Source organism: Burkholderia sp. Bp9004 (genome assembly GCF_003858025.1).
Classification (GTDB): domain Bacteria; phylum Pseudomonadota; class Gammaproteobacteria; order Burkholderiales; family Burkholderiaceae; genus Burkholderia; species Burkholderia diffusa.
Genome location: NZ_QTQD01000048.1, coordinates 1 through 18049, shown reverse-complemented (window position 1 = coordinate 18049; position 18049 = coordinate 1). Strand labels below are relative to the sequence as shown.

Annotated in this window: 10 protein-coding genes and 4 pseudogenes; 7 read left to right on the top strand and 7 right to left on the bottom strand. The window is 65.3% G+C overall.

From position 1 onward, the window contains the following. Positions 1-48 precede the first annotated feature (48 nt). From DIE08_RS33150 to DIE08_RS33135, 4 genes are all read left to right on the top strand, one after another. Complete coding sequence (locus tag DIE08_RS33150; RefSeq protein WP_124906008.1) at positions 49-1467, top strand: sodium:solute symporter family protein; 1419 nt, start codon at positions 49-51, stop codon at positions 1465-1467. A gap of 23 nt (positions 1468-1490) precedes the next feature. Continuing rightward, complete coding sequence (locus DIE08_RS33145; protein ID WP_124906006.1) at positions 1491-2678, top strand: exo-alpha-sialidase; 1188 nt, start codon at positions 1491-1493, stop codon at positions 2676-2678. 104 nt (positions 2679-2782) lie between these two features. Further along, on the top strand, positions 2783-3577 hold the full coding sequence (locus DIE08_RS33140) for a DeoR/GlpR family DNA-binding transcription regulator (protein WP_124906004.1): 795 nt from the start codon (positions 2783-2785) through the stop codon (positions 3575-3577). 22 nt (positions 3578-3599) lie between these two features. Continuing rightward, complete coding sequence (locus DIE08_RS33135) at positions 3600-4304, top strand: SDR family NAD(P)-dependent oxidoreductase (protein WP_124906002.1); 705 nt, start codon at positions 3600-3602, stop codon at positions 4302-4304. Positions 4305-4309: 5 nt separating this feature from the next. On the opposite strand, the pseudogene DIE08_RS33130 reads toward DIE08_RS33135, so the two are convergent. Beyond that, positions 4310-4534: pseudogene (locus tag DIE08_RS33130) on the bottom strand (zinc-binding alcohol dehydrogenase family protein); the annotation flags it as partial. A 327-nt stretch (positions 4535-4861) separates the two neighbouring features. Continuing rightward, a pseudogene (locus DIE08_RS33125) lies at positions 4862-5095 on the bottom strand (IS6 family transposase); the annotation flags it as partial. On the opposite strand from DIE08_RS33125, the gene DIE08_RS33120 reads away from it, so the two are divergent. Then, positions 5030-5395, top strand: a complete 366-nt coding sequence (locus tag DIE08_RS33120; protein ID WP_124906000.1) for a hypothetical protein — start codon at positions 5030-5032, stop codon at positions 5393-5395. The pseudogene DIE08_RS33125 and the gene DIE08_RS33120 overlap by 66 nt on opposite strands. A gap of 129 nt (positions 5396-5524) precedes the next feature. Here DIE08_RS33120 and DIE08_RS33115 read toward each other — a convergent pair whose 3' ends face one another. Then, positions 5525-9118, bottom strand: a complete 3594-nt coding sequence (locus DIE08_RS33115) for a YadA family autotransporter adhesin (RefSeq protein ID WP_124905998.1) — start codon at positions 9116-9118, stop codon at positions 5525-5527. A gap of 1148 nt (positions 9119-10266) precedes the next feature. On the opposite strand from DIE08_RS33115, the gene DIE08_RS33110 reads away from it, so the two are divergent. Then, entirely contained in the window at positions 10267-11073 is an 807-nt protein-coding gene (locus DIE08_RS33110) for a response regulator (RefSeq protein WP_124905996.1), read from the top strand. A 29-nt stretch (positions 11074-11102) separates the two neighbouring features. Here the strand turns inward: DIE08_RS33110 and DIE08_RS33105 are convergent, their stop codons facing one another. Continuing rightward, entirely contained in the window at positions 11103-13277 is a 2175-nt protein-coding gene (locus DIE08_RS33105; RefSeq protein ID WP_124905994.1) for a TonB-dependent siderophore receptor, read from the bottom strand. 657 nt (positions 13278-13934) lie between these two features. Here DIE08_RS33105 and DIE08_RS33100 point away from each other — a divergent pair. Further along, a pseudogene (locus tag DIE08_RS33100) lies at positions 13935-14342 on the top strand (hypothetical protein); the annotation flags it as partial. Here the strand turns inward: DIE08_RS33100 and DIE08_RS33095 are convergent. The 3 genes and pseudogenes from DIE08_RS33095 to DIE08_RS33085 form a co-directional block, all read right to left on the bottom strand. Next, a pseudogene (locus DIE08_RS33095) lies at positions 14338-14790 on the bottom strand (hypothetical protein); the annotation flags it as partial. The pseudogenes DIE08_RS33100 and DIE08_RS33095 sit on opposite strands and share 5 nt — an antisense overlap. A 254-nt stretch (positions 14791-15044) precedes the next feature. Beyond that, the gene (locus tag DIE08_RS33090; RefSeq protein WP_124905992.1) at positions 15045-15707 is read right to left on the bottom strand and encodes an OmpA family protein; all 663 of its coding nucleotides are present in this window, start codon (positions 15705-15707) and stop codon (positions 15045-15047) included. A 122-nt stretch (positions 15708-15829) separates the two neighbouring features. Beyond that, positions 15830-18049, bottom strand: a 2220-nt coding sequence (locus DIE08_RS33085; protein WP_185715938.1) for a YadA-like family protein, incomplete at its 5' end; no start/stop codon positions are given.

Here is an 18049-nt window from a genome sequence, read left to right as displayed (position 1 = left end):
CCGACACACCCGAACACACATCAACCGAAGGTAACGTGGAGACAAGAGATGGCCACCTTCAGTTATTGGGACACAGCCACCATCATCGGCATGGTGGTCGTCTACATCGTGATTACGAGCGTGATCAGCATTCGCCTGCGCAGCCGTAATTCCGAACAGTTCATGGTGGCCGGGCGCTCGATGCCCGCGCTGGTGGTCGCCATCCTGCTGATGTCGGAATTCATCGGCGCCAAATCGACCGTCGGGACTTCGCAGGAAGCCTTCTCGGCCGGCTTCGCCGCCTCGTGGTCGGTCCTGGCGGCAGCCATCGGCTTTCTGTTCTTCGGCCTGTTCATGGCCAAGCGCCTGTATGCGTCCGGCGAGTTCACCATTTCCGGATTCATCGCCCAGCGGTACGGGCATGGCGCGAAGCTAGCCGTCTCCGCGATCATGATCTATGCGCTGTTCGTGGTGAACGTGGGCAACTACGTGAGCGGGGCGGCGGCGATCTCGACAGTCATGCGCATCGACCTGCCGACGGCCGCCTTCATCACTGCCATCGTCAGCACCATCTATTTCGTCTGGGGCGGCCTCAAGAGCGTCGCATATCTGACCGTCGTTCACAGCGCCGTGAAGCTGCTCGGCATCGCCATCCTGGTCGGCGTCGCATGGAAGCTGTCGGGCGGCATCAAGCCGATGGCTCAACACATGCCCGCACACTATTTCACGTGGACGGGGGCGCTGTCCGGCGGCACGATCGGCGCATGGATCATCGGCACGGCCGGCGCGATCTTCTCGACACAATTCATCATCCAGGCCATCTCGGCGACCCGTAGCCCCGAGGGCGCGCGTGCGTCTGCGCTGATCGCCGCGTTCCTGTGCGTGCCGATCGCCCTCGCGCTCGGCTTCATCGGCGTGACCGCCAAGTACCTGTATCCGGACATCAAGAGCCTGTACGCGCTGCCGGTGTTCCTGCAGCACATGAATCCCATCCTTGCCGGCGTCGTCACGATTTCGCTCGTGGCATCCATCTTCGTCAGCGTATGCACCGTCGCACTGGCGATCGCTTCGCTGATCGTCAAGGACTTCTATGTGCCGCGCTTCAAGCCGACGCCCGATGTCGAGCTGAGAATGACGCGCTGGATCTCGCTGATCGTGGGCTTTCTCCCGCTGCTCTTCGTGCTGTTCGTCCCGCAGATTCTCGCGCTATCGTTCTTCAGCCGCGCGCTGCGCCTGTCCGTGTCGATCATTGCGCTGATCGGGATCTACCTGCCGTTCTTCAGCGGCAAGCGCGGCGCCGTCTCGGCGCTCATCTTCGCGACGATCGCCACAACGGTCTGGTACCTGCTCGGCAATCCGTTCGGCATCGACAACATGTACGTCGCACTCGTCACCCCCGCGATCGTGCTGGTCGTCGCCAAGCTGTTGTTTCATGGCAAAGGCTCGAACCTTCGCGACAAGCAGCTCACGCATCGCGAATCGCACTAACCTCGCAACTCGAGAAACATTTCATGAGCACGAACCTGCTTGACGCGGCAAGCGCCGCTTCGGATCATTGCGTCCGCACGGCGTATGCCGACGCGCAACGGCAAGAAGCGTTTCTGCCGACCGCCTGCGTGCAGAACCACGCGGCCAATCTGCACTGCCTCGACAACGGCGACCTTCTGTGCGTCTGGTTCGGCGGTACGCAAGAAGGCATTCCCGACGTCTCCATCTACATGTCGCGTCTCGCGGCCGGGACGAACGCGTGGTCGTCGCCCCACAAGCTGTCGGACGACCCGACACGCTCGGAACAGAACCCGGTGCTGTTCACCGCGCCGGACGGCCGCCTGTGGCTGATCTACACCGCGCAATTGTCAGGGCATCAGAACACCGCGATCGTGCGCCACCGCGTGTCGACGGACGGCGGCATCACCTGGGGCCCCGTCGAAACCCTGTTCGATCGCCCGGGGACGTTCGTCCGCCAGCCGATCATCACCCTGGATAGCGGCACGTGGATTTGCCCCGTATTTCTGTGCCGCACGGAGCCCGGCGAGCGCTGGGTCGGCAACGACGACGTCAGCGCGGTCATGGTTTCCGACGACCAGGGCGCGTCGTGGACCCTGCATGAAGTGCCCAACAGCGTCGGGTGCGTGCACATGAACGTTCACGTGCTGCACGACGGCTCGCTGCTGGCACTCTATCGCAGCCGCTGGGCGGACTTCGTCTACGCGAGCCGCTCGACGGACGGCCGCACATGGAGCGCGCCCGAGCCGACCGAGGTGCCGAACAACAATTCGTCCATCCAGTTCACGGTGCTGCAGAACGGTCACCTCGCGCTCGTGTTCAACGAAAGCGATGCGTCGCACAGCACGGAGCGCCGCGCATCGCTGTACGACGACATCGAAGACTCCGAGGACAACGGCGAGCTGCGCGACCAGAAGGCGTCCGCGCGTGGTACCGCGTTCTGGGGCGCGCCACGCGCGCCGATGTCGCTGGCCATCTCCGAAGACGGCGGCAAGACGTGGCGGCGCCGCCGCAACCTGGAAATCGGTGACGGCTACTGCATGACGAACAACTCGGCAGACCAGCGCAACCGGGAATACTCGTATCCGTCGATCGTACAGTCGCAAGATGGCGCGCTGCACATCGCATTCACCTGGTTCCGCCAGAAGATCAAGTACGTGCGCGTCGACGAGGCGTGGATTCGCGGCCGATGACACCCTCCGGTGCAACCAGCCGGTCACTGCGGCAATTGGATAAACTTGTCGGTCTCGAGGCGCAGACCAGCGCGCCCATTGAATCAGACCAGGAATTCACGCACATGAAAGTGACCAGGCGCCGGGAGGCGATGCTGCAGGCCGTGCTCGGGGGCATGACGGACGTTGCGACGTTGTGCGAGCACTTCGGGATGTCGGAAGCCACGGTTCGCCGGGATCTGCGTGCGCTCGCGAGCGACCGCCGCATTCTGCGCACTTACGGCGGCGCCGCCGCGGTCGGCGGCCATGAGCCCGAGCCCTCGCTCGAGGAGCGGCGCGTCAGTTCGCAGGAACAGAAGGAAGCGATCGCGCACGCGGCGAGCGCGTACGTCGAGGACGGCGACACCGTGTTCCTCGACGGCGGCACCACGACTGCGGCGCTGGCGCGCCTGCTTGCCGGCCGGACAGCCGTTCACGTCGTCACCAACAACCTGCTGGTCGTGAGCCCGCTCGTCGCGTCGGGCGTTCAGGTGACGGTGATCGGCGGCGACGTCCGGTCGTCCAGCATGAGCACGCTCGGGCCGCTCGCGCAGATCGCGCTGAGTCGCCTGAGCGTCGACAAGGCGTTCCTCGGCGCGGACGGCGTGGTCGCCGAACTGGGCTTGTGCGAGGCGAGCAGCGAGCAGTCGTACCTGAAGGAGTGCGTGATGCGACAGGCAGCGGAGGTCTTCGTGCTCGTCACCGCCGACAAGCTCGGACGCGCAAGCCAGCAGCACTGGACGCCGCTCGAGCGCGACTGGACGCTCGTGACGGACGACGCAGCGCTGCCCGAGCAGCTCGATCCGTTCCATTCGCAAGTGCGGATCACGGTGCATGCGGTCAGCACAAAGACAGCGCCGACATCCGCCGGTTCATCGTAGTTCAAACGCAGCAGGAGCGATCGTGGGTCAATTGGAGCAGTCGGGTTCGGGTTTGCGCCATGCAGTCGTCACGGGCGCGTCGTCGGGAATCGGACAGGCGATCGTCGAGCGTCTGCTGTCGGACGGCTGGCGCGTCACCGGCCTGTGCCGCTCATACATTGAAACACCCCGTGATTCGCTGAAAATCGTGCCCGTCGACGTCACCGACTTCGCCGCACTCGGGCCCGTGTGCGATGAACTGGGTACGGCGGACGCGCTGGTGCATGCGGCCGGTTTCATGCGTACCGCGCCGCTCGGCCAGCTTTCGCACGACGACGGAGCGGCAATGTGGCGCCTGCACGTCGAGTCTGTGAGCTTTCTGGCCGATCGCCTGGTGCCCCGGATGCCCCCCGGCGGACGCATCGTGCTGCTGGGCAGCCGCACCGCCAACGGCGCGGCCACGCGCAGCCAGTATGCGGCGACCAAATCCGCGCTGGTGGGCCTCGCGCGGTCCTGGGCGGCGGAACTCGCGCCGAAGGGCATCACCGTCAACGTCGTCGCGCCCGGCGCCACGGACACGCCGTTCCTGCGGGATCCGGCACGTGCGGCAACGCCTCCCCGCCTGCCGCCGATCGGGCGGTTCATCACGCCCGGGGAAGTCGCCGCGCTCACCGGCTTTCTGCTGAGCGCGGACGCGAGCGCCATCACCGGGCAGCAGATCGTCATGTGCGGCGGTGCGTCGCTTTAAAGCAGCGCGGTGCCGCTCACCGTCAGGGCGGTCAATTGGCGCGCGAGTTGCACGAGAATGGACCCGACGCCGCCACCCGCGCCGATCACCAGCATGCACTGCCCGACGCCGCCGCGCTCGACAATCTTCAGCCGGTCGAACAGTAGTTCCCACGCGGTAATGGCAGTCAAAGGTAGTGCGGCGGCCTTGGCAGCGCCCAGTGCCGTCGGGCGGCTGCTAGCAATCCGCTTGTACGAGGCGCGCGCGCACCTGCCGGAACCTGCGCCACTGCACAAGCCCGCCGTGGGCGTCGATCATGGGCAAGCGGTAAACTCAGCATACCGAATGGAGAATCATTGCAACTGACGGGCGAGCATAGCCGTATCGCGACCGTCGGGATCGACCGGCGATGTCCGTGCCAGGGTTCCGGTAGTGCGGGCCAACGCGATGATCGTGGCGCGCTCGCTGCGTTAGTTCACGCGGCATTGTCAACTTAACGACCATCGAGGATGAAAATGCAACGGACGACAATCGCAGTTTGTCGGAGACGGATTCCGGGCCACGCTGGTGAACTCGCGCTAGGCGTCGAAGCGCCCAGCGAGTTGTTTGCGATGGAGCACCGCGTGTAATAGGTGCCTCTTCACTGCGAAATGTTGGCGGATCGGACCAAAGCACGACAGGAAGTGTTGCGTGCGTCGCGGGTCGCGAAACCCTCGCATACGACGCTCGCGTTCCCGAGTCGGTTGGTGGCTGTTCTCGGCGCGATTGTTCACGCGGGCGGCTGCCCTGACGAACACATGTCGGACAGCAGCTCACTGATCCAGCATATCAAGGCACGCACTCCCAAGCTGATGCCCGAACTCGGTTCAGGTTCAGGCTCAGGCTCTTTATGTTCGGCCGCCGTCGATCGATGGCGTGACGCGCAACTGATCACGGTCGACGTTGATCACCACGCTCCGAAGCGACTGCCCGCAGGGCAGATTGGCCTTGATGCGAAGCATAGCGTGACGACACTGTCGAACGTGACACCGCGCCGACATTATCCGAAGGAGCGGATGCACCCACCCGGCATTACACTCGGAAGTTCATGCGACACCTGGCGGACTCGATGATTTCACCTTTTCGACGGCAAATCACAGCCCGAGGTCGAGAAATCGACCTCGGGCCATGGATTTGTCGCAAGCACCGGGTATCACGCGCATTGCCGGCACGTCCGAACGTTCAACGCGTTACGCCCGACATCAGAACTGATAGCCAGCGCCCACCACCGCGCCGAAGTCCGAGCGGGCGTTGCCCGTCACCGACGCCTTGACGACCCAGCGGTTGCTTTCCGTCACATACGAGTAACCGGCGGCAAACCCCTGCTGGCCGTGATAGTTCGCGGTCGCTGCCGATACCATCGAGCGGCCCGCGCCCGTCGGTTGCGGCAAGCCGGCCACCGCCATCGCCGACGCGACGCCGCCGTACATGTCCTTCTTCAGGTCGTTGAACGAGTTGTACACCTGCCCGATGCGCTGGTCGGTGTAGCTCTTCGCCTGCGTCGAAGCGGTCGAGAGGTTGTCGTTCAGTTGCTGCACGTTCACCGCGTCGGTCGGCGCCGTCCCGGCCGCGACGTTCGTGATCTGGCGCTCGCTGCCCTGCGCGCCGACCGAGAACGAATTGTCGCGATCGGCGACGGAACCCTGGCCCACCGCCACCGCGTTCTTGCCGGTTGCGGTCGCCGTCGACCCGATCGATCCCGCATCGGCGCGCGCGATCCACGTCGTGTTCGCATCGGTTGCCGCCGTGTGGATCTTGTCGTTGGCCGCCACGTTCTGCAGCGCGGCGTTGAACTGGCCGACGTTGACCGCATCGTTCGCGTTCACGCCCGCCGCGACGCCGGTCAGCACGCGGTCGCCGGCCGTGCCCGAGAAGTTCACGTTGGTGCCGCCCGTGTCCTTCCCGACCGTGATCGCGCCGTTCGGATCCTGTTGCTGCACGAGGCCGGCCTTGCCGTTCGCGATGTTGGTCACGCTGCCCTGCAGGTTCGAGATGTCGGTCGTGTTCTTCGACACCTGCTGGTTGGTCGCGTAGAGCTGCGAGCCGTTTACCGCGTCCGTGCTGGTTGCGCCGAGCGTGCCGGCCTGCACATTCGTGATGCGCGTGCCGCCGGCGCCGCCGAGCGTGATCGTGCTCTTCGAGCTGTCGTCGTACTGCACCGCGAGTGCGCCGAGCTGGTTGAGATTCGACTGCACGTCCTTCAGTTGCTTCACGTTCACCGCGTCGGTATCGTTGGTGCCCGCCGCGACGTTCTTCAGCACGACCGCCGAATTGGCGTCGCCGCCGACGAGCGAGACCGAATTCAGCCGGTTGCCGTTCGTATCGACATCGTATTTGACGACGTTCTTCACGGCCTCGCCGGTCTGATTGGACACCTGCGTGATCTGCTGTTCGAGATCGGATTTCACGCCCGACAGCTGTCCACCGTTCACCGCGTCGGTACTGCCCGCGGCGACGTTGCCGTCGGCCACGTTCGTCAGCTTGGTCGGAGCACCGCCGCGCGCCGCGCTATAGGCACCGAGTTTCGGGTCGAACTGCAGCGCGTCCTGCTGCAGCCCGGCGATCGCGGCGGTATTGCCGACGATGTTCGTTTCGGCGTTGCCGAGGCGCGTTTCTTGATTCTCGAGCGTCGTCGTGTTGCTGCCGACGCGGCCGTCGAGGTTCGTGAGTGCGTCGCCGACATTGTTGAACGAGCCGCCGCCAACCTTGTAGGCCGGCGCGGTGATCGAGCCGTCCGGGTTCGCCGTGGCGCCGCCGCCGAGCGCAGCCGCGGTGCCGTCGGTCGCGCGGCGCAGCTGCGCGCCGTTCACCGCGTCGGTGCTGCCGGACGCCACGTTGCCTTCCGCGACATTGGTCACACGCACCGGGCTCCCGCCATTGCCCGCCCCGAGCGAAACCTGCCGCTTGCTCGCATCGTCGTACTTCACGGCCAGCGCATCGAGCTGGCTCGTGCCGCTTTGAATCGCCGCGTTCAACTGGTCGACGTTGACCGCGTCGGTTCCATTCTTACCGGCCGCGACGTTGCTGATCAGTTGCGGGCCGTTGCCGCCGTGGCTTGCATCGTACGCGCCGAGGCTCGCGTTCCACTGGAGCGCATCCTGCTGCAGCGCGGCGATGTTGCCCGTATTCGTCGTCACCTGGTTGCCGACTGTCGTGATCGACTGATTGAGCGTGTCGGTCACATTGCCGAGCTGGCCGACGTTCACCGCATCGCCCGCGGCTACGCCGTCCGCGACATTGTGCAGGCCGACGGGTGCCTGCGCGCCCTTGCCGCCGAGCGTGACGCCGCCGTGCGCATCGTCGTCGTACTGCACCGCGTTCTTCGTCGCGTTGCCGATCTGGCTGGTGATCGACGTGCTCAGGTTGCCGAGCGTCGTGCTGAGGTTGTTCGTCACGCTCGTGCTGAGCGATGCGAGGCCGCCGTTCAGTTGGCCGACGTTGACCGCGTCGTGCACGTCCTTGCCGTCCGCGATGTTGTGCAGGGTCGTGCCGTTCGTGCCGGCGAACGTCACCGAATCGAACCCGCTCGCGCCGTCGTACTTCACGTTGCGCGTATCGGCCGCCTGCAGGTTGCCGATGTTCGACGCCGCCGTGCTCAGCGACGTGTTGATGCCGGAGACGCTGTTCTGCAGGTTCGTGATGTTCGAAGCCGCCGTCGACATGGACGTTTGCAGCGGCGCGACGCTGCCCCTCAACTGGCCGACGTTCACCGCATCGGTGTCTGCAACACCGGCCGCGACGCCGCTGATCGCGGTGCCGTTGCTGCCGTCGAGCGTGATCGCCGCATGCGAATCGTCGGTGTATTTCACCACGTTCTGCGTTGCCGACACGATGCTCGTGCTGAGGCTGTTGCCGACGCTGGTCACGCGCTGGTCGACGTTCGTGATCGAAGTCGACAGCGAATCGCCGACCGACGTCACGCGCGCGTCGACGTTGCCGATGCTCGTGCTGAGCGCGCTGTTCACGTTCTTCAGCTGCTGGACGTTGACGGCATCCGTATCGGCCGCGCCGGCCGCGACGTTCTTGAGCTGGCGTTCGCTGCCGAGCGCACCGAACGACACCGCGCCGCCGACCGGCGCTGCCGTGCCGCCGAACACCGGCGTGCCGCCGTTGTTCGCGCCGACGCTGCCCGAGCCGATCGCCACCTGGTTGCTGTCGTTTGTCTGTGCGCCCGCGCCGATCGCCACCGATTGCGTGCCGCCGGCGCGCGTCTGCGACGCTGCGTCGTACGCGGCGCCGTTCGATACGCCGTCGCTCGACGTCGGGTTCGCGCCGCCGATCGCGATCGAGCGATCGCCGCTGGCCAGCGCAGAGTGGCCGAGCGCGATCGAGCTCGTGCCGTGCGCATCGGCGACGTTGCCGAGCGCCATCGAGAAATCGCCGATTGCAGCCGACTGGCGACCGATCGCGAGCGCCGTATTGCCTTGCGCGACCGCCACCGTACCGATCGCCGTTGCCGAGTTCGCCAATGCCTGCGAGCCGACCCCGATCGCAATCGCACCGCCGCTGCTGCTGCCGCCCTTGCTGCTCGCATTCGACTGGTCGCCGATCGCGATACCGCTGGAACCGGCCTTCGCATTCGTGCCCTGCGTAACGTTCGTGGTACTCACCGCGACGAAACTCCCGCTTTTCGTCGCCACGCAAAGCGGGTTGGTCCCGTCGATGCATTGGCCGTTCAGCGCGTTGTCCGGGTTGCCACGGTCGACGAAATTGTCCGCGTGCGCGACCCCCGCGATCAGCACACCTGCACCCGTGAACATGGCGGCGGCAAGCGCCGAAATCTGGTTCCTCTTCATGCTGTTCTGCTCCGTTTTGTAGCGTCTGGTTTGAATACGGACTACTTAATTTTCTTGACAGCTTCGACTTCGACTGCGATTACAAATACGACTTCGGTGCGGAACCTGGCCACGATGCCCAGCCTCGCCATGTCGAGCGCGACATGCATCGACACCGAGCAAATCGCCAGGGCATTCGATGGCACGGGCACGCCGTCTCTTTACGACCCATTCCGTTAAATCGCCACATCATCAGGAATGCGTATCGTTATTTATGGACGAGCTCATCCCCGTTGAATCGCGAGATTCAACCCGTCTTTATAAACACACCGAATCTGATGACGCGCCGAGCGCGACCAACCCCGTTTCTTTTATTTCATCTCCGGCGACCGGATTTCTGTTCGCATGCGCAGGACATTCGCCCACGCATGCATCAACTGATGCCTCGGACTCCAATTGCGCAACATCCGCCGCTGTTCGCCTCGTCTCCCGGCGTCCGGCGCCATCCGTCGCTCAAAGTTCGGACGAATTATGAGACACGATCGATAATTATTAAAGGCGACATTGTTTATAGATTGTAAAATTCAATATATTCAATGAGTTACCTATAATTCAATCATCTCGCAAACGATTGCGATCTACCGTATTCAATCGGAATGTTTTTAGAAGCGGATAAATACTTTGCTCGAGTGCATTCAAATAAAACGGCATCGGACAACTCTCTGCCGGAGAGCCGGAAAATTGCACGATTGCATCCCGGACACACATGGAATCAGCGGGTTTTTGACGAATATCGACGCCCGGCACCGCAGGCACGAACCGCCGCATAATTGAAAATATGTAAAACGCCATGACTCGATTATTGACAGACCATCTGGCGGGAATCGAAATATGCTCCTACAATTCCGCTCGCATCGATACCGGCAGCCGCGATCACTCACGACGCCACCACCGCAATCGTCCGTGTCATTACCGGTTCAGCGATCAAAACAACGAACGCCCGGTATTGCGCCGGCCGGTTGCCGGCCGCGCAGTCCGGCGCAATCCGAATATCGATACGAGCGTGCGACGCATTTGCGCGTCGTCATAGAGCGGCGTCCGACGATTCCCCACACCGGGCAGGCCGCCCGCGGGATCTCGGCCAGCCGCCTTTCCAGAACAGGTGCACGATGCCCCCATCGATCTCCGCATTGAGCGACGCCCATGTCCTGATCGTCGACGATCAGCCCGACCAGCTGCGTTTGCTGATCGACATCCTGCGCGGTACGGGCTGCCGGATCAGCATCGCATCCGACGGGGCGCAGGCGTGCCAGCGCGCGCAGGCGCTCATGCCCGATGTGATCCTGATGGATGTCCGCATGCCGCGCATGGACGGTTTCACCGCGTGCCGGCGGCTTGCCGCCGATCCGCTGACGAGCGCGATTCCGGTCATCTTCCTGACCGTGGCCGGCGAATTGCACGAACGCCTCGAGGGGCTGGAAATCGGCGGTGTCGACTATGTGGTGAAGCCGTTCGAACCGGTCGAGGTGCTCGCGCGGATTCGCGTGCAGCTCGCGCGGGCGAAGCGCGACCGGCCGTCGGACACGGCAAGCCCGTTCGCGGCCGGCATGGACGACGACATCATCGTGCGCGCGGCCATTCGCCACCTGTCACGGACGCTGAACGATCCGCCGACGGTCGAACAACTGGCGCGTGCGGTCGGCACGCACGAAAAGCGGTTGTCGCGCGCGTTTCGCGACAATCTCGGCCAGACCGTGTTCGAGTATCTGCGGCACGAGCGGCTTCGGATCGCGCAGGATCTCCTGGATTCGACGTCGCTCAGCATCGCCAGCATCGCGAAGGAAATCGGCTTTTCCACGCCGGCGAACTTCGCGACCGCCTTCCGCGAACGTTTCGGCATCACGCCGACCGAGTGGCGGCGCCAGCGCCGCGCGAGCCGGCGCACCGCGACCCGTGAACCGCAACGCGGCGCGTAAGCCGCGTTCGGCGTGCCCGCGATGCTGCGCTACCAGTTGTATCTCGCGCTGGCCAGCACCGTCCGCTCGTTGCCGAACACGCACACCGCGTACGACTGGCAGCCGCTGACGTAACGCCGGTCGAACAGGTTCGCGACGTTGAACGCGAACCGCCAGTGGCGCATCTCGTAGTGCATCGCCAGGTCGTACAGCGTAAAGCTGGATACCGTCAGCGAATTGTCGGGCGCGCCGGCCGACGCGCTCTGATAGCGCACGCCAGCGCCGATCCCGAGGCCCGACAGCGCGCCCGCATGCCAGGTCCAGTCGGCCCACATCGACGCCATCTGCCGCGGCAGCGGCACGGACACCGGCCAGTTGTTCAGCGACGCGTCGTTCGCCTGCACGTTCTTGACGTCCTGATACATATACGACGCGACGATCGACAGCTCGCGGGTCACCTTGCCGAGCGCGCTCAGCTCGATGCCGCGCGAGCGCACCTTGCCGGTCTGCACGGACGTCGTGCCGGTGGGGTCGAGATTCGCCGGCGCCGGCGTCACGACGTTGGTCTGGTCGATCCGATAAACGGCCGCGCTCAGCATCAGATTCTTGCCCGGCGGTTGCCAGCGCAGCCCGGCTTCCGTCTGCGTGCCGTGCGTCGGCTTCGGCAGGCCGCCACCATAAATCCGCACGCCGATGACCGGATCGAACGACGTCGAATAACTCACATACGGCGACAGCCCCGCATCGCCCTGATAGGCGAGCCCGACGCGCCCGGAAAACGCGCTGTCGTCCTGCCGCGAATGCGTACCGACCGTCCGGCCGTCGAACCGTGCATTCACACGATCCTCGCGGCCGCCGAGCGTCATCGTCCAACGCTGCCAGCGGATCTGGTCCTGCGCGTACACGCCGACCGCGTTCATCGCCGTGTACTGGTCGACATGGCCGAGCGACGTCGGGCCGGTAAAGATCGCGGCCGTGACCGGCCGATAGACGGGGTGGTACAAGTTCAGCGACGGCGCCAGCGCGAGCCATACGCTGTTGGTCGTCGTCTGCCGGTCGAACTGCACGCCGAGCAGCAGCGTGTGTTCGAGCGGCCCCGTGCCGAAGCGCGCCTGCGCGTGGTTGTCGATATCGAGCCGGCTGTAGTTGAGCTGGAACAGCCCCGCGAAACGCATCATGTTCGTCGTGCTGCGGGGCACCAGGCCTGTGCCGAACACCGTCGCGTCGTCGAGCGACAGATGCGACCAGCGTACGTCCTGGTGCAGCGTCCATATCGCATCCACGCGGTGCTCCAGCGCGTAGCCGAGCGACCATTGCTTCTTCCGGTAGTCGTTGAACGACGGGTCGCCCATGTAGATGTCCTGCGACAGGCGGCCGTTCGGGTTCGGCAGCACCGTCCCGGACGCGGGCAGGAAGTTCGACGAGATGTCGCCGCTGTCCTGCAGGAACGACGCGGAGAATGTCAGCGACGTGTCGGCGGTCGGCCGCCAGCGAAACGAAGGCGCGAGCGCGACGCGCCGGTCGGCATTCGGGCCGGTCCATGCGTTGCCGTCGCGTGCGATGCCGACGAAGCGATACGCATACCGGCCGTCCGGGTCGAGCTGGTCGCCGACATCGACCATGAATTGCTTGCGCGCATGGTTGCCGATCTGCACGCCGGCTTCGCGCACGCGCTCGCCGTCGGCGAGTTTCGTGTGCGCGTCGACGATCGCGCCGGGCTCGCCCGCGCCGTACAGCACCGACGTCGGCCCGCGCAGCGCCGCGATCGAGTCGATCGTGTATGGGTCGACACGCCAGTTCGCGATGACGGCCGTATTCGGCGCCGGCACGCCGTCGACGTACAGCGTCGGCGTGAAGCCGCGCAGCGCCGCATACCAGTCGGTCCGGCTGTCGGCGCCGAACGTCGCGAAGCCCGGCACATAACGCAGCGCCTGGTTCAGGTCGGCCGCGCCGGTCATCTCGATCTGCTGCGCGGTCACGATGTTGGTCGTCTGCGGAATCTCGGCCACCGGCGTGTCGGTCTTCGTGCCGGCGGCGGTGCGCAGCCCGACGAGCCCGACCGACGATCCGCCGGCGTTGCCGGTCACGTCGATGGGCGGCAGCACGGCCGTCGTCGCGCCGGCGTTCGGCGCCTGCGCATGCGCGCCGCCTGCGGCCGCCATGCACAATGTTCCCCCGGCAGCGATCGCCCACGCGCGTCGCGCCGCACCTGTCTCCATCAACATCGTTTCAATACTCCGTCGTGCTGTCCTGGCCCGTTCGGCCCGATCGAGGCCCGGTGAGTCGCCGGCGTCCGTCCTGCGCTGCCGCGAGTGCCGTGCCGGTGACGTCGGTCACGCACGCGTCGGCATGCACTGGCCGATTGCGTCGTTCGCGAGCGCAGCGATCATACCGGCCGAACGTCGCGCGGTGGTTGTTCATCCGTCGGACGACGCCGGCATAGCCGCGCCTGGATAGGGTTGTACCGGCCCGCGAGCCGACATACGGTGTGTAGAACCACATAATGTTATCGGTTGTATGACAACACGAAAAAAACGATCCGATATCGGTCGACACACATGATGCGTGTCCTTCGCGCAGGCCGGCGACGATAATATCTCGCAAGCACATCAATCACCATTTATTTCAATTTCAATAGCATGTTAATCAATCGATTCGTGACAATCGCTATCGGATCGACAAGTTGTTTCGTGACAACTTTTTATTTCGTCGCGGTGATGCTTCCGTTACACTTCGCGCCGTCATGCGATGACTGATTTCAATGGTGCTCAAGATTGCACCCGGCGAGGCGTCGCCCCGCTCGCCCGCAGTGCCCGCGAGCGGGTCTCGCCAACGAACGACGCAACCATCAACGACAGGCAATTTCGGCCCGGATCCGGTGCAACACCTATACGGGCGGCACGCAGGTCGGCGGCGGCACGCTCGCCGCCGCGTCCCCGACGGCGTTCGGCAACGGCGACGTGTACGTCGGCTCCGGCGGCGGCATCCGGATCACGGCCAGCGCGCCCGTGACGATCGCCGCCCGCTATACGCAGCTCGACAACACGACGCTCGACATCGACATCGACGGCAACGGCGGCGGAAGCCTGCGCGTGGGCGGCTCGTTCACCGTCGCGGGCGGCACGCTGCACGTGAAGTTCGTGAACGGCTACACGCCCAAAGCCGGCGACACCATCGCGCTGGTCGACGGCGCGGCCGGATCCACGCAGTTCTCGACGGTGACGGTCGACGGGTTCGAGGCAACGCCCGTCTACACGGCGACGGGCGTGTCGATCACGCTGTCGGCGGCGTGTCGCGGCGGATGTCCGCCTTCGCCGCGTAGCGCATCAGGTCGTCCTGGCACTCCTTCCAGGCGGGCGTCTGCATCGGCTTGATCGCGCCGCCGCGCAGTGTCTTGCGCGCGTCGGGAATCACGAGGCCGAGATCGACACCGATCACACGGCCGAAGCCCCGGCAGGTCGCGCATGCGCCGTAGGCCGAGTTGAACGAGAACAGTGCCGCCTGCGGCTCCGCATAGCGCAGGTCGCTGTCAAGGTCGTGCAGCCCGGTGGAGAAACGCCACACCTGCGGCTCGGCGAGCACGTTTTCCGCTTCCGGCGTATCGAACAGGAGGCCCGACTTGCCGGAGCCCGACGGGCGGGTGACGACCGTCATTTCGCCGGTGCGCAGGTCGAGATCGAGGTTCTTGAGGTTGTGCTGACGTGCTCCGCGAATGCGGATCAGATTGCTGGATGACAATTTGCCTGCCCGTCTGGATGAGTTAGCCGGAATTCACGGTGCCGAAACGCTGCGGCGGATGCCCGCACGCGCGGCGCACGTGCCGCACGGGTCATGCCCGGGCGGCTCCGGTTCGACGGACACTCTGCTGCATATTCATACAGTTTTCCATGACGGGATCGCCACCCCGCCACCGGGCAGGCCGGCAACGCGCGGAGCGACACGCGGGCCGTCCGGTTTCGACGGCCGCGCGTGTGATCGCCATGTCGCCCCTGCTACTTCTGCAGCAGGATTTCCACGCGGCGGTTGCGCGCCCGCCCTTCCGCGGTATCGTTTGACGCCGCCGGATCGGCTTCTCCTCGCCCGGTCGCCGCAAACGAATCCGCCTTCAGCCCATGTTCGCGCAAATACGATGCGACGGCCTCGGCGCGACGCCGCGACAGCGACAGATTGTGTGTATCCGAGCCGGTCGAGTCGGTATAGCCGGTCACGTCCACTCGCGAGAATTGCTTGTCGCCCTGACGATTCAGCAACGTGTCGAGCGCGGCCTGCGCAGTGGGCGTCAGCGTGGCGGAGTCGGTCGCGAAGTACGCAGCGCCCGTCAGGCTGACTTTCTCGGCGGCCACGGGCGCGGCCGGTGCGGCTGCCGGGGCCGGCGCGACGGGAGCGCCGCACTGGAACACGAGCGAGCGCGGGTCCGCGCCTTCGCGGAACGGCGCCGTGGAATCGATCGTGCGCACGGCGTCGCTGCCGCACATGCGCGTCGCGACTTTCATGCAGGTCTTCTCGCTCGACAGGATGCCGTGGCAGTCGACGCGGAAGGTCCTAACGCCGTCGCGCGGCTGCAGTTCGTATGCGTTGTACGTCGGCCCCGATGCGCTCGAACACGCGGCCAGGGAAACGACGGATGCCAGCAATGCAAGATGGTGTTTTTTCACTTGATAACTCCGAAAATGCGATGGGCGCAGCGAATGCGATGCGCTCGGCGCAGCCGCATTCGCATGCGTTCCGTGTGATTCGCTCCGGCAGCGCGTGCCGGAGCGAACCGTTGCGCGCTCGATCACTTCCACTGATACAACATGCCGGCGCCGACGACGCGCTGGCTGCCGGCGAAACCGCCGTTCAGCGTCGCCTTCAGGTTCTCCGTGATGCGCGCCTGCATGCCGACCGCCATGGCCTTCTGGCCCTGGAACGTCGCCGTGCCGACCCCCATCGCGAAGTTCGAATCGCGGTCCATGTGCGGGATCGACGCCATCGCGGCCGTTGCGGCGATCCCCTCGCGCGCCATCGAGTCGGTCTGCTGGATCTGCTGCTGCATCTGTGTGAGTTGGTTGTTGACCGTGTTCAGCGACTGCGTGAACTGGTTCGACACGGCATTCAGCTGATTGACGTTCACCGCGTCGGTGCCCTGCGTGCCCGCCGCGACGTTGGCGACCTGCCGCGGCGAATCCGCCGAGCCGACCGCGACCACGTTCGACCGGCCGCCGTCATTGCTGCCGGCGCCGATCGCGGCCGAGTTGTTGCCCGACGAGGTCGCGCCGACACCGAGCGCGGTCGAGCCGTTGCCGGACGCCGTCGACGCGTTGCCGACCGCCGTGCTGTTCGAGCCCGATGCCACCGAGCCCGAGCCGCCCGCCGACGAATTCGAGCCGACCGTCACCGGATCGATCTTCGTGCCGGTCGGATTCGTCGAATACGAGCCGTTCGCCGTGCGCTGGTCGATCAGCGTCGTCAGCTGATTCGCGACCGAGTCGAGCTGCGACACGTTCACCGCGTCCGTGCCGTTCTTGCCTGCGGCAAGGCCGGTGATCTGCCGGTTGCCGACGTTCACTTCGCCTGCCGACGATTGCGGGCTGGTCAGGCCGTACGCGATGTAGTTCGTCAGTGCGCCGACCGTCGTCAGCGAACCCGCGCCGAGCGCGACGCTGTTCGCGAACGTCGACGACGCGCCGGCCCCGAGCGCGAGCGCATCGGTCGCGGTGCTGCGCGCGCCGGAACCGAGCGCGACGCTGCCCACGCTGACCGCGACCGCATTGGCGCCCTGCGCGACGGACTGTGCGCCGGTCGCCGTCGCGCCGCTGCCGAGCGCGATCGCGTCGGCTTGCGCGGAACTCGCGGCCTGCCCGATCGCGATGCCACCGGGAGCCGTCTGGTCGACGATCGCGCCGTTGCCGATGCCCACGCCGTTATCGCCGTTCACGACCGTCGTCGGCCCCACTGCGACCGATTCCGCGCCGACCGCGAGCGAATCCGCCGCAGTCGAATTCGCGTGGAAGTACTTCTGGGGCGTGACCGCGAACGACTGCAACGCGCCGGTCAGCTGCCGCACCGTTACTGCATCGTGTTGCCCCGTGCCGTCCGCGACATTGGTGATCTGGCGATAGGACTTGCCCGTCTCATCGCCGAGCGACACCGCGCCGAGCAGCTTCTCGTCGGTCGTATCGAACGGAATCGACGCGCTGCCGTTGCGCAGGAACCCGGACGACTGCACGATCGGACGATCGGACACCGAACCCGAGCCGAGCGCGATGCCGCCGTCCACCCGCGAGATCGCATTCGGCCCGATCGCCACGCTGTCGACGCCGAGCGCCTGGCTGTCCGGTGCGGTCGAGTTCGCGTGGAAATACTTGATGCCGTTCGCGTTGATGTTGTCGATCGCCGAGCCGACGTTGTTGTTGACCGTCGTCGAGCCGTCGCTGTTGTAGGTCACGTAGGACGGCGCCGAGATCGCCCCGGTCGTCGGGTTGTAGGTCGCGCCGCCGCCGAGCGCGCCAGCCGTGCTGTTGCCGAGGTTGCCGTTGTTCGATGCGATCGAACTGAGGCCGGTCGACAGCGAACTGATGCCCGTCGACGTCGCGGTCGACAGCGACGTCAGGTTGCTGTTGGTGCTGGACAGGCCGGTCGACAGCGAGCCGACGGCGGTCGACGCGGACGTCGACAACGACGTGATCGTGCTGTTCGTCGAGCTCAGGCCGGTAGACAGCGAACTGATGCCGGTCGAGGTGGACGTCGACAGCGACATGACCGTGCTGTTCGTCGAACTCAGGCCGGTCGACAACGAGCTGATGCCCGTCGACGTCGACGTCGACAGCGACGTCACCGTGCTGTTCGTCGAACTCAGGCCGGTGGACAACGAGCTGATCCCCGTCGACGTTGAGGTAGACAGCGACGTCACCGTGCTGTTCGTCGAACTCAGGCCCGTCGACAACGAGCTGATCCCCGTCGACGTTGAGGTAGACAGCGACGTCACCGTGCTGTTCGTCGAACTCAGGCCCGTCGA

Coding starts and splice junctions, on each gene's coding strand:
- DIE08_RS33150 (WP_124906008.1), top strand. CDS start 49: ATGGCCACCTTCAGTTATTGGGACACAGCCACCATCATCGGCATGGTG.
- DIE08_RS33145 (WP_124906006.1), top strand. CDS start 1,491: ATGAGCACGAACCTGCTTGACGCGGCAAGCGCCGCTTCGGATCATTGC.
- DIE08_RS33140 (WP_124906004.1), top strand. CDS start 2,783: ATGAAAGTGACCAGGCGCCGGGAGGCGATGCTGCAGGCCGTGCTCGGG.
- DIE08_RS33115 (WP_124905998.1), bottom strand. CDS start 9,118: ATGAAGAGGAACCAGATTTCGGCGCTTGCCGCCGCCATGTTCACGGGT.
- DIE08_RS33110 (WP_124905996.1), top strand. CDS start 10,267: ATGCCCCCATCGATCTCCGCATTGAGCGACGCCCATGTCCTGATCGTC.
- DIE08_RS33105 (WP_124905994.1), bottom strand. CDS start 13,277: ATGTTGATGGAGACAGGTGCGGCGCGACGCGCGTGGGCGATCGCTGCC.